Source organism: Cryobacterium sp. TMT2-18-2, assembly GCF_004402245.1.
Taxonomy (GTDB): Bacteria; Actinomycetota; Actinomycetes; order Actinomycetales; family Microbacteriaceae; genus Cryobacterium; species Cryobacterium sandaracinum.
This window is the reverse complement of record NZ_SOFU01000036.1, coordinates 120,020-132,133: the sequence shown is the minus strand read 5'-3', so window position 1 is coordinate 132,133 and position 12,114 is coordinate 120,020. Positions and strand designations below refer to the sequence as shown.

Annotated in this window: 11 protein-coding genes; 2 read left to right on the top strand and 9 right to left on the bottom strand. The window is 69.2% G+C overall.

The genetic code is table 11. The features are described from left to right. Window positions 1–45: 45 nt before the first annotated feature. From purH to sucC, 5 genes are all read right to left on the bottom strand, one after another. Window positions 46–1,722, bottom strand: a complete 1,677-nt coding sequence (gene purH, locus E3O22_RS11785; RefSeq protein ID WP_134395085.1) for a bifunctional phosphoribosylaminoimidazolecarboxamide formyltransferase/IMP cyclohydrolase — start codon at window positions 1,720–1,722, stop codon at window positions 46–48. Then, entirely contained in the window at window positions 1,719–2,312 is a 594-nt protein-coding gene (gene purN / locus E3O22_RS11780; protein ID WP_134395086.1) for a phosphoribosylglycinamide formyltransferase, read from the bottom strand. Before purN ends, purH begins: the two co-directional genes overlap by 4 nt. Before the next feature lie 9 nt (window positions 2,313–2,321). Beyond that, window positions 2,322–3,803: a DUF6350 family protein gene (locus E3O22_RS11775; protein ID WP_134395087.1), complete on the bottom strand. Its 1,482-nt coding sequence runs from the start codon at window positions 3,801–3,803 to the stop codon at window positions 2,322–2,324. A gap of 258 nt (window positions 3,804–4,061) precedes the next feature. Next, a complete protein-coding gene (sucD, locus tag E3O22_RS11770; protein ID WP_134395088.1) occupies window positions 4,062–4,949 on the bottom strand; it encodes a succinate--CoA ligase subunit alpha in 888 nt (295 codons plus the stop codon). Between the two features lie 13 nt (window positions 4,950–4,962). Then, entirely contained in the window at window positions 4,963–6,132 is a 1,170-nt protein-coding gene (sucC, locus tag E3O22_RS11765) for an ADP-forming succinate--CoA ligase subunit beta (protein ID WP_134395188.1), read from the bottom strand. A 234-nt stretch (window positions 6,133–6,366) separates the two neighbouring features. Between sucC and E3O22_RS11760 the strand changes: the two genes are divergently transcribed. Further along, window positions 6,367–7,077, top strand: a complete 711-nt coding sequence (locus E3O22_RS11760) for a VIT family protein (RefSeq protein ID WP_134395089.1) — start codon at window positions 6,367–6,369, stop codon at window positions 7,075–7,077. Between the two features lie 44 nt (window positions 7,078–7,121). After that, on the top strand, window positions 7,122–7,514 hold the full coding sequence (locus E3O22_RS11755) for a DUF3054 domain-containing protein (RefSeq protein ID WP_134395090.1): 393 nt from the start codon (window positions 7,122–7,124) through the stop codon (window positions 7,512–7,514). Between the two features lie 189 nt (window positions 7,515–7,703). On the opposite strand, the gene E3O22_RS11750 is transcribed toward E3O22_RS11755, so the two are convergent. The 4 genes from E3O22_RS11750 to E3O22_RS11735 form a co-directional block, all read right to left on the bottom strand. Continuing rightward, window positions 7,704–7,937: a hypothetical protein gene (locus E3O22_RS11750; protein WP_134395091.1), complete on the bottom strand. Its 234-nt coding sequence runs from the start codon at window positions 7,935–7,937 to the stop codon at window positions 7,704–7,706. A gap of 131 nt (window positions 7,938–8,068) precedes the next feature. After that, entirely contained in the window at window positions 8,069–8,458 is a 390-nt protein-coding gene (locus E3O22_RS11745) for a hypothetical protein (RefSeq protein ID WP_134395092.1), read from the bottom strand. Between the two features lie 66 nt (window positions 8,459–8,524). Further along, the gene (locus E3O22_RS11740) at window positions 8,525–9,646 is read right to left on the bottom strand and encodes an FUSC family protein (protein ID WP_241976625.1); all 1,122 of its coding nucleotides are present in this window, start codon (window positions 9,644–9,646) and stop codon (window positions 8,525–8,527) included. Continuing rightward, the gene (locus E3O22_RS11735) at window positions 9,646–12,102 is read right to left on the bottom strand and encodes an ATP-dependent helicase (protein ID WP_134395093.1); all 2,457 of its coding nucleotides are present in this window, start codon (window positions 12,100–12,102) and stop codon (window positions 9,646–9,648) included. Before E3O22_RS11735 ends, E3O22_RS11740 begins: the two co-directional genes overlap by 1 nt. Window positions 12,103–12,114: the final 12 nt, after the last annotated feature.

The window sequence follows — 12,114 nt, the reverse complement described above, 5'->3', positions numbered from 1 at the left end:
TCGTGCCAGATTCCGTGGCCGCACCGGGGCTGCCCCGATGAACGCCTAGTGGAAGAAGTGGCGCTCCCCGGTGAAGTACATGCTGACGCCGGCATCCGCGGCCGCCTGGATGACCTCGGCGTCACGCACGGAGCCGCCGGGCTGCACAACGGCGGTGACGCCCGCGTCGAGCAACACCTGCAGGCCGTCCGCGAACGGGAAGAACGCGTCCGAGGCCGCGACCGAGCCGGCCGCCCGGTCGCCGGCGCGCAGCACCGCGAGGTGGCAGGAGTCGACCCGGTTGACCTGGCCCATTCCGACGCCGACGGATGCCCCGCCGCGCGCCAGCAGGATGGCGTTCGACTTCACGGAGCGGCAGGCCTTCCACGCAAACTCGAGGTCCGCCCGGGTGGCCGCGTCGACCTCGTCGCCGGCCGCGAGGGCCCAGGTCGACGAGTCGAGGTTGTCGAACGTGTCGGACTCCTGTACGAGCAGGCCGCCGGAGATCTGACGCAGTTCGAGCGAGGATCGGTGGTAGTCAACCGGAAGCTCGAGTAGGCGGATGTTCTTCTTGGCGCTGAGCAGCTCGAACGCGGCCGGCTCGAAACCCGGGGCGACGAGCACCTCGGTGAAGATCTGACTGACGGTCTCGGCCATGCCGAGGGTGACCGTGCGGTTGGCCGCGATGACGCCGCCGAACGCGGAGATCGGGTCGCAGTCGTGCGCGCGGTGGTGCGCGGAGGCGATCGCGTCGGGCGCCTTGGGGTTGGCGACGGCGATGCCGCAGGGGTTGGCGTGCTTGATGATGGCGACGGCCGGTGCGACGAAGTCGTAGGCGGCGCGCACGGCGGCATCCGCGTCGACGTAATTGTTGTACGACATCTCCTTGCCGTGGCGCTGCACGGCCTGCGCGATGCCTTGGCCGCCCTCGCCGAGGTAGAGGGCCGCGGCCTGGTGCGAGTTCTCGCCGTAGCGGAGCACCGCACTGCGGGTGGCCTCGATGACGAGGTTCTCGGGGAACGGCATCTCCTCGGAGAGGGCGTCGCCGATCACGGCGTCAAACTCCTCGAGGATCTCCTCGTCGAGGGCCGCGGCGTCGTCCTGCCACTGGTCGTAGACATTCTCCGTGAACCAGGCGGAGACGCTCAGGTCGTAGCCGGCGGTGTGCTCGAAAGCGAGCGAGGCCAGCTTCTGGCGCAGCGTCAGTGGGGTGCCGCCGGCCTCGACGGCTGCGATGATCTCGTCATAGTTGTCGGGGTCCACCACGATGGCGACGTTGGCGTGGTTCTTGGCCGCAGCGCGCACGAGGGCCGGGCCGCCGATGTCGATCTGCTCGATCACGTCGGCCGGGACCGCACCCGACAGGGCGGTCTCGACAAACGGGTACAGGTTCACGACGACGAGCTGGAATGCGGCGATGCCGAGGTCGGCGAGCTGCGCCTCGTGCGCCTCGAGGCGCAGGTCGGCGAGGATACCGGCGTGCACTCCCGGGTGCAGGGTCTTGACCCGGCCGTCGAGGGATTCGGGGAAGCCGGTGATGGCGGAGACATCCGTCACGTTGTGGCCGGCGGCGCGGATGAAGGCGGCCGTCGAACCGGTCGATACGATTTCGACGCCGGTCGCCGCGAGAGCTGCGGCCAAATCGACCAGACCCGTCTTGTCGCTCACCGAGATGAGGGCGCGCTGTACGGGCACGACGTCGCGGTGGCGGTACAGGCTCGGGGCGTTAGTGGGACCGCTCATATGTGGGGATGCTCCTTGAGATCGACGTGTCCGTTGGCGATATCGAGCACGGCCTGCACCAGCAGGCGACGCTCGACGATTTTGATGCGGTCGTGCAGGGATGCCTGGGTGTCACCGTGCAGCACCGGCACCCGTTCCTGCGCGATGATCGTTCCGTCGTCGACGCCGGTGTCGACCACGATCAGACTGGCGCCGCTTTCGGCGACCCCGGCGGCGAGCGCGTCACGCACCCCGTGCGCCCCGGGGAATTCGGGCAGGTAGGCCGGATGCGTGTTGAGCAGGTTCGGGGACAGCGCCGCCACCACCCGGGGCGGCAGCAGGCGCATGAAGCCGCTGAGCACGATGAGGTCGGCGTCCCACTGCTGGATCTGCGCGAGGAGCTCGTCGCCCCAGGCCTCCCGGGACGGATGCGACGTGTACGGCACCGTGAACGTGGAGATGCCGTATTCCTCGCCGAGCACCAGCCCGTCGGCGTCCCGGTCGGAGCCGATGGCCACCACGCGGGCCGGGTATTCGGCGTCGCGGCAGGCCTCGAGCAGGGAGCGAAGGTTGGATCCCCCGCCGGAGATCAGTACGACCAAGTTCAGCACGGGAGAAGCCTACCGGCGAGGGAGCGCGTCGCGCAGCCGGCCGAGGAGACGACCGACCCCGGTAGCCCCACTGCGCGCGGCACGTGACGCGGTTCCCGGCTTGGTTCCCGGCTTCGTTCCCGGCAATCCGCCCGTCGCACCGCGTCCGGAGCCGTTCGCGCCGACCGGGGGCGCGGGAGTCAGGAGACCGAGGCAGGCCGCGATGCCGACCTCGAGCGCGACCAACGCCCCGACCAGCAGCGGGTTCGGACCGACCTCGACAAGACGGCCCGGGCCGAGAGCTCCGCCCGACCACCAGGCCAGCAGCCCGAGCAGCACACCGGCGACGAACCCGGCGCCGAGGCCCGTGAGGAGCCGTTCCGTGACGGAAGGAGGGACATCCGCGGTCGCCCGCTGCCTCAGGATGACGGCGGCGAGGAAACCGACCAGCAGCGGCACGAGCAGGCCGACGAACCCGAACGCCAGGCTGCCCTGCGGCAGCACGCCGAGGATCGGCAGGCCCGGTACGGCGCCGAGCGAGGTGCCGACCGGGGACACGCTGGTGCCCACGCCTACCGCGATGCCCGGTCCGGCAAACCAGGCCGCGGCCCAGATGACCAGGTTCGGGATCAGCGCCAGCTGCAGGAGTGTGAGCGCGATGCCGCCCAGGACGCCGGCCTGCACGGTCTCGTAGAGTCCGATGATGGTGGCGTAGCTGGTTAGGATCAGCACGAAAACGGTGATCCCGGAGACGAAGAGGATACCGGCGGCCGCGGCCGTTCCGCTCCGCAGCGCCGCGGCGGCGCCCGCGCGCACCGCTACCGGGAGCAGGCCGGCTGCGGCACCCGTGCTGCTGGTGTAGCTGCTGGTGTTGGTGCTGGGGCCATTGAGGCCGTGGACGGTCTTGCCGGCGCTGTCGGCACTGCTGCCGGCTGCGCCGCGGCCCGCGCCCCGGACGACTCCCGGGAGGCGGCCGGGCAGCCCGGGGATGCTGCCGATCAGGTGGCCCAGCTGACCCTGGGCGGCGCCGATCAGAACGCCGGCGGCGAAGATGAGCGGGGGCAGAACCAGACCCTGTACCGTCTGGGGGCGCACGGCATCCGTGCCGGCCGACAGCACGAGCAGAGCGGTCAGCAGTGCGTAGCCGGCGATGGCGCCCGTCACCCCGACCCAGCGGTAGGGGGTTTCCGCCGCCCGGCGGCCGGTGCGCAAGCCGAAGAGCACCGCCATCAGCGCGAAGCCCAGCAGTGCGATCGTGATCGGGAACGCGGCGTCCGAGCCGGGCAGGTTCAGGGCGGCGACGAGGGTCGGGTCGAGTTGGACGACCAGGTCGACGCCGTTGCCGACGAGCCAGACGTCGACCGCGGCACGCCAGAACACGAGCCAGTTGACGGCCATGTCGAACTGCGTGGCCCACAGAACCGTGAGCGGAACGAGCGCGATGCCGACCCCGATGGCTACGACAATGAGCGCGTCGAACGCGGCGAGCAGGGCGGTCGTTAAGCGTTTCATCCGATCGGAGCCTACCGTTTCCGCCGCCCCGGCACCCCTGCCCCCGCCGCGGGCTGACGATTTCGACGGAGATTTTGCTCGATCCAGGTTGAAACGGATGTTTCCGAGCCGGTTGTGACCAAAATCGCCGTCGAATTCGTTCGGGCTACGGGCACGGCAGAGGCACGGCAGGCAGGCTCGCCGGCCGCGGACGACGACGAGACGGGGCCCGCCTGGTGAGGCGGGCCCCGTCGTTCGGTGCCGGTGCAACGATGCCGGTTACAGCGCCGCGAGAACCTCACGCAGCAGGGTGGCGGTCTCGCTCGGCGTCTTGCCGACCTTGACCCCGGCGGCCTCGAGGGCCTCCTTCTTGCCCTGGGCGGTTCCGGCCCCGTTGGAGACGATGGCGCCGGCGTGGCCCATGGTCTTGCCCTCGGGGGCGGTGAAGCCGGCTACGTAGCCGACGACGGGCTTGGTGACGTGGGCCTTGATGTACTCGGCCGCCTTCTCCTCGGCGTCACCGCCGATCTCACCGATCATGACGATGGCGAGCGTCTCGGGGTCAGCCTCGAACGCCTCGAGCGCGTCAATGTGCGTTGTGCCGATGATGGGATCGCCGCCGATGCCGATGGCGGTGGAGAAGCCGAGGTCGCGCAGTTCGTACATCATCTGGTAGGTCAGGGTGCCCGACTTGGAGACGAGGCCGACCGGGCCCTTGCCGGTGATGTTCGCCGGTGTGATGCCCACGAGCGCCTCACCGGGGGTGATGATGCCGGGGCAGTTCGGACCGATGATGCGGGTCTTGTTGCCCTTGGCGTTGTTGTAGGCCCAGAACTCGGCCGAGTCCTGCACGGGCACACCCTCGGTGATGATGACGAGCAGCGGGATGCCGGCGTCGATGGCCTCGATGACGGCGTCCTTGGTGAAGGCCGGCGGCACGAACGCGATGGAGACATCCGCGCCCGTCTTTTCGATGGCCTCGGCAACCGTGCCGAACACGGGCAGCTCGACGCTGCCGTGCACGACGGTGGTGCCGGCCTTGCGAGCATTCACGCCGCCGACGACCTGGGTGCCGGCCCGCAGCATGAGGGCGGTGTGCTTGGTGCCCTCACCTCCGGTGATGCCCTGCACGATGACCTTGGAGTCCTTGTTGAGGAAGATTGACATGTTCGAAAATCCCTTACTTCGCGGCGTGGGCGAGTTCGGCGGCCTTGGCGGCACCCTCGTCCATGGTGGCGGCCAGTGTGACGAGCGGGTGGTTGGCCTCGGTGAGGATGCGACGGCCTTCCTCGACGTTGTTGCCGTCGAGGCGCACAACGAGCGGCTTGTTGGCGGCACTGCCCAGTTCGGCGAGCGCGCCCACGATGCCCTTGGCCACCGCGTCACAGGCGGTGATGCCGCCGAAGACGTTGACGAACACGGCCTTGACCTGCGGGTCACCGAGGATGACGTCGAGGCCGGCGGCCATGACCTCGGCGGATGCTCCGCCCCCGATATCGAGGAAATTGGCAGGCTTGACGCCGCCGTGGTTTTCGCCGGCGTAGGCGACGACGTCCAGGGTGCTCATCACGAGTCCGGCGCCGTTGCCGATGATGCCCACTTCGCCGTCGAGCTTGACGTAGTTGAGGTCGTTCTCCTTGGCCTTCGCCTCGAGTGGGTCGGCAGCGGCCGCGTCTTCGAGGAGGGCGTGTCTCGGGTGGCGGAAGCCGGCGTTTTCGTCGATCGTGACCTTGCCGTCGAGGGCGATGACGTCGCCCTCTTCGGTCAGCACAAGCGGGTTGACCTCGACCAGGGTCGCGTCCTCACCCGTGAATACGTTGTAGAGCTGCACGAAGACGGGTGCGACCTTGTCGACGAGGTCGGCCGGGAACTTCGCGTCGACCGCGATCTGACGGGCCGTGTCCAGGTCGATCCCGGCAATCGGGTCGATGGCCGTGTAGGCGAGCGCTTCGGGCTTCTCGACAGCGAGAACCTCGATCTCCACGCCACCCTCGTAGCTCGCGAGCGAGAGGTAGGAGCGGTTGGTGCGGTCCAGCAGCACGGAGAAGTAGAACTCCTGCGCAATGCGGGCTCCGCCGGCCACCATGACCCGGTTGACGGTGTGGCCCTTGATGTCGAGTCCGAGGATGGCCCGCCCGGCGGCTTCAGCGTCGTCGGGGGTCTTCGCCACCTTCACGCCGCCGGCTTTGCCGCGGCCGCCGACCTTGACCTGGGCCTTGACGACAACAACGCCGCCCAACTTCTCGGCCGCGGCACGCACCTCCTCCGGAGTGTCCGCGATGATGCCCGGCAGAACCGGGACTCCATACTGTTCAAACAGGTCTCGTGCCTGATATTCGTAAAGATCCACGCTGCTCTTCCAATCCGCGTCGTAGCGTTCCTGCAAGGTCTTGAGGGGCAAGGGCACGGATGACCGCGCCGCAGATAGCTCGACATCAAGACATACGTACCATTTGAAACTCTATCGGTCCCCGCGGACATCGCGAACACGCCGTGCGCCGCACGTCGGTCGCCGTGAAGTTGCCGCCGTGAGGCAAGCCAGTCCTTGCTGGCGCGGCACGCATCCGCCTGCTTGGATTCAGTCATGACTGAACCCGAACACGGCGTCGATCCCCACTCCGCCGACCATGCCTCGCGCCTGAACTGGCTGCGGGCCGGCGTGCTCGGAGCCAACGACGGCATCGTGTCGGTGGCGGCCCTGGTGGTCGGCGTCGCGGCGGCGACCACGGATGCCTCGGCGATCCTGATCGCGGGCGTCGCCGCCCTGCTCGCCGGCGCGATCTCGATGGCCCTGGGCGAGTACGTCTCGGTGAGCAGCCAGCGCGACACCGAGCGCGCTTTGATCGCCAAGGAGACCTGGGAACTCGAGAACATGCCCGAGCAGGAGCTCGCCGAACTGGCCGACCTTTACCAGGCCAAGGGGCTCACCCCACGGACGGCGAAGCAGGTGGCACTCGAGCTGACCGCACACGACGCCCTCGCCGCGCACCTCGAAGTGGAACTCCACATCGGCGCCGACGAGCTGTCGAACCCGTGGCACGCCGCCTACGCCTCCGCCATCGCGTTCACGGTCGGCGCGATCCTGCCGCTGCTGGCGGTGCTGCTGCCGCCGCCCGAGTGGCGCCTGCCGGCCACCTTTTTCGCCGTCGCGATCGCCCTGGTCATCACCGGCTGGCTGAGCTCCTACCTCGGCGGCAGTCCGAAAGCCCGCGCGATCTCCCGTGTGCTCGTCGGCGGCCTGCTCGCGCTCGGAGTCACCTGGGCGATCGGCTCCCTGCTCGGCACCGCGGTCTGATCGGCACCGCGGTCTGACCCTCCGGGCCCCCGTAGGCTGCAGACATGGCAATCCAGCAGAACAGTCGGTCCGGTCTCCTCCTTGCGGCGGGGCTCGACGCCGCCCTGGTGCTGGTCTTCGTGCTGATCGGCCGGGCCAGCCACCAAGAGGAGATCCTCGGCACCCTGATCACCGGGCTGCCCTTCCTTGGCGGTCTCCTCGTGGGCTGGCTCATCATGCGCGCCTGGCGCAGCCCGCAGAAGATCGTCTGGACGGGTACCGGAATTTGGCTCTTCGCCGTCGGCGTCGGGATGCTGCTGCGCACCGTGAGCGGGCAGGGTACGGAGTTCAGCTTCGTCGTCGTGGCGACCGTCGTGCTCGGGGTGTTCCTGCTCGGCTGGCGCGGGCTCGCGGTGTTCCTCCGCCACCGGCAGGCTCGCACCCGCGCCGTCGCGTAGCCGCGCCGACGCACGTACGCTCGCCGAACGGTGAGCAGAGCTCCTCTCCCCACGGCCCACAGGGTGAGAATCTCCGTCGAATTGATTCGCCGCGGGCACGGCGCCCCTCTGGGGGTGATCGGCGCCCACGCGGTGCGGTCGGCTCTGATCTTCCGAGAGCGACAGAACCAATCCGTTCGTCGTGGCCGGCTACTCCCGGGGTCCGGGCTCGCCGGGCTCCTCGGTTTCCCGGTCGTCGTCCTCATCGTCAAGTCCAACCGGGCGCTGGTCGGCGTCGATCATCCACTCCGCATCGCCGTCCTCGGCGAGCGGCGCATCCTCGTCGAGGGTCAGTTCGATGTCATCGATCTCGCGGTCTTCGTCGAGTCCGTCGCTCGCCGCGTCCGCTCGCCGCGGCGAGAGTCCGTCCGGGTTGCTCGCCATGATGACACCTCCAGCTCGATGGGAGCCGCCCCGTTTGGGCATCCCCGCGGCGGCAACGCTACGCTCCCGAGCCGCAAGCGACAAGGAAGGGCGTCATGGCAGGGCGACAGGCCCCGCGCCCGCGAGCCCGGTCAGGCCGACGCCGCCCGCAGGCCCGGCGTGGCCAGCAGCGAACCGTCGCGCAGCACCGCCAGCACATCCGCGGTCACGATGTCCCGGGCGAAGACGGTGACCTGGCGGTAGGCCAGCGCGTAGCCCACGATCACAAGCCCGGCGTGCGCGAGGATCAGGGAGAGCGCCGGCTTGCCGAACGACTGGTGCAGGGCCATGGCACTGTCGTGGCCGAAGGCCCGAAGCGCCGCCATCAGCCAGGAGCAGGGCGATGACGAGGGCGACGGAGAGACGGTACAGAGAACCTGCAGGGTGTCGGCCAGCCGCATCCGGTGCCGGTATTCGGGGCGCACGCGCGGCGCGGGAGCAGTGCGCCGCCGCGGCGGGGTGGTGCGGATGTCGATGCTCATGCGAAGAGCCTCGCGAGCGTACCCATCGACGGGCTATCGAAATGCTGGGAGCAACCTGTGCAATTCCTACGCGTTCAGGGGTGGACGCTGTCCACCGAGCCGACGCGAACGCTGCCGGGCGAGGCCGCGCGCCACGAGCACGATCAGCACCGCGACCACGCCGCCGAGCGCGGTTTCCGCCACCCGGTCGACCAGCAGCGTCGGCACGGCGACCGGGTCGGCCAGGTGAGCCACGGTCAGGGCCAGCGGGGTGACGAACAGCAGGGCGGCGCCGTAGTGCCTGCCGATCAGGATTTCCGCGCCGAACTGGCCGATCGCGATCACCGCGATCAACACCCAGACGGATGGCCCGGGCAGCAGCACGAGGGCGGTCACCGCCACCCCGAGCGCGGTACCGATGATGCGGTGCACCGCCCGGGAGATGGAGTGCGCGGCGCGGGGCGGCGGGAGCACGGCGACCACGCTCACCACTGCCCAGTAGGGGTGCCCGATGCCCACGAAGAGGGCGAGCCCTCCGGCCAGCAGTACGCCGACCAGGTTCTGCAGGATGGTGAGCCACACCTGGACGTCGCGGAACGCGGCCGGTCGCAGCAGCGGCGTGCGCGGCAGTTCCTTGAACAGGTCGCCGGAGCGGTCGCCGGCCAGGCGCCGAAACGCCCAGCCGGACATGGTGAGCAGCCAGGCCAGTGCGGCGCTCGCCACTGCCACCAGCAGGCGCGGCAGCATCTCGTCGACCGGCGCGGGCACTTGCGCACAGACCAGGTAGGCGAAGACGAAGAAGATCGGCGTGCCGGGGAACAAGCCATACGTCGATGCCAGCAGGATCCCCGCCGTGATCACGAGCAGAAGCCCGAGCACCAGGGCCGGCAGGGTTGCCTCGGCCACGCTCATCACGAGCCCGGCAGCGACGCTGACCAGCAGAAAGACCGCGGCGACGCTGACCGTGCGCGCGCGAATCCGGTACGGCTCGCTCCGGCCGTAGAGCGACGTCATCGCCCCGAACGACGCGTAGGCGGCCCAGTCGATCCGGCCCAGCAGAACGAGCACGACGAGTGGCACGACCACGGCGATGCTGGCCCGGGATGCCACCTCGAGGTCGAGGGCGCGCACCGATTTCACGCGTTCGAGCAGGGTCTCCGGTCTGCCCGGTTCCGGCGCGCCGGGGCCTGCGGCACGCGGCTCCGCCACTAGAGCTTCTCGATCGGCGCGATCTTGATCAGAAGCTTCTTTGCGCCCGCCGTGTCGAACTGGACGTGCGCGATGCGCTTGGTGCCGTCACCGGTGACCTGGTTGACGCGGCCGTCGCCGAAATCGACGTGACGGATGCGGTCGCCCTGCATCAGGGTGAGGTCACCGTTGTCGCGCACCTGGCTCGGCACCCGGCTGGCCCATTCGGTCTTCTTCTTCGGCGCGGGCGGCAGCGCCTGCGGGTCACCGCGCCCCGCGAACCCGCCGCCGAAGCCGTCGCGTCTCGCGTTCAGCGCCCGAGGCTGGGTGCCGCCGCGGGAGTTCGCCATGCCCGGGGACTGCTTCCAGTCGATCAGGTCGACGGGGATCTCCTGCAGGTAGCGGCTGGGCATGGCCACGTTGATGTCACCGAACTGGGCCCGGGTCATCGCCAGGGAGAGGTAGAGCCTCTGGCGGGCGCGGGTGATGCCCACGTAGAACAGGCGCCGCTCCTCGGCGGGCCCGCCGGGCTCGTTGGCCGACATCTGGTGGGGCAGCAGGCCCTCCTCCACGCCGGTCAGGAACACGGCCTCGTATTCGAGTCCCTTCGCCGTGTGCAGGGTCATCAGGGACACCGTTCCGGAGGCGTCGTCGAGGTCGTCGGCGGCGGCGACCAGGGACACCTGGGTGAGGAAGTCGACCAGCCCCGAGTCGGGGTTCTCCTTGTTGAAGTCCTTGGTTTGGGCGACGAGTTCCTCGATGTTCTCGGCGCGCGCCTCGTCTTGCGGGTCGCGGCTGCCTCGCAGCAGGCTGAGCAGTCCGCTGCCGTCGAGCAGGAAGGTGAGCAGCTCGGACACGTTCGCCGTGCCGGCCGGGTTCTCCGGGTCGAGCTTCAGTGCCGCCTCGTCGAGCAGGGTTGCCAGCTTCAGGATGGCCCCGGTCACCTTGGGGCCGAGGCCCAGCGATGCGCAGTCGCGCATCGACTGCCGGAAGCTGATCTGGTTCGCCTCCGCGAAGCTCGCCAGCGCCGTCTCGGTGGCCGGGCCGATCCCGCGCTTGGGGGTGTTCAGGATGCGACGCAGCGCCAGTTCGTCGTTCGGGTTCGCGACGGCGATCAGGTACGCCAGCGCATCCTTGATCTCAGCCCGCTCGTAGAACTTGGTGCCGCCGACGACCCGGTAGGGCACCGCGGAGCGCACCAGGATTTCTTCAAGCGCACGGGTCTGCGCGTTGGTGCGGTAGAACACGGCCATGTCGCGGTAGGCCATGCCGGCGCGGTGCAGCACCTCGATCTCGTCGGAGACGAACTGGGCCTCGTCGTGACCGGAATAGGCCGTGTAGCCGACGATCTTCTCGCCGTCGCCGCCCGCGCTCCACAGTTTCTTGTCTGTGCGGTCGAAGTTGTGGCCGATCACCGCGTTGGCGGCCGAGAGGATGTTCTGGGTCGAGCGGTAGTTCTGCTCGAGCAGGATCACCCTGGTGCCCGGGAAGTCGCGCTCGAACTCGCTGATGTTGCGGGTGTCCGCGCCGCGGAAGGCGTAGATCGACTGGTCAGAGTCGCCGACCACGGTGAGCGAGGCTCCCGGGATGCCGCCGGAGGCGTCGCGCAGGTTGCGCACGTGCACACCGGTCGCCTCCATCTCCTCGGCCAGATCGGGCTCGACGGGACGGGTCAGCTCGCGCACGAGCGAGTACTGCGCGTGGTTGGTGTCCTGGTATTCGTCGACCAGGATGTGGCGGAACCGTCGCCGATAAAGGGCCGCGACCTTCGGGAACGCGCGGAACAGGTAGACCGTCTCGCCGATCAGGTCGTCGAAGTCGAGGGCGTTGGCCGCGCGCAGCCGATGGGTGTACTGCCGGAAGATCTCGACGAACATGACCTCCTGCGGGTCGCTCATGTTCGCGTTGCGGGCGTAGGAGTCGGCGTCCGCGAGCTCGTTCTTGAGCTTGGAGATCTTCGCAGACGCATTGCCGGGCGTGAAGCCGAGCGTGTCGGCGTCGAGTGCCTTGATGATGCGCTTGAGCGTCACCTTGGTGTCGGCCGAGTCATAGATGCTGAACGTGGCGGAGAGGCCCGCGCTTTCCGCTTCGCGGCGCAGGATGCGCACGCAGGAGGAATGGAAGGTGCTGATCCACATGCCGTCGGCCCCCTGGCCGAGGATCGCCCGCACCCGCTCGCGCATCTCCGCCGCGGCCTTGTTGGTGAAGGTGATGGCGAGGATCTGGCTCGGCCAGGCCTCGCGGCTCTCCAGCAGGCTGGCGATGCGGCGGGTGAGCACGCTGGTCTTCCCGGAGCCGGCGCCCGCGATGATCAGCAGCGCCGGTCCGCGGTACAGCACGGCCTCGCGTTGCTGGGGGTTGAGCCCTTCGAGCAGCGGACTCTCTCGGTCGCGCGGAGCCGCTCCGTCCAGGATGATGGGCACCGCGGAGGGAACCTGGCGGGCGGGCGGGTGATCCGGGTCGAAGAGGGTCGTCATATCGCTCCCAAT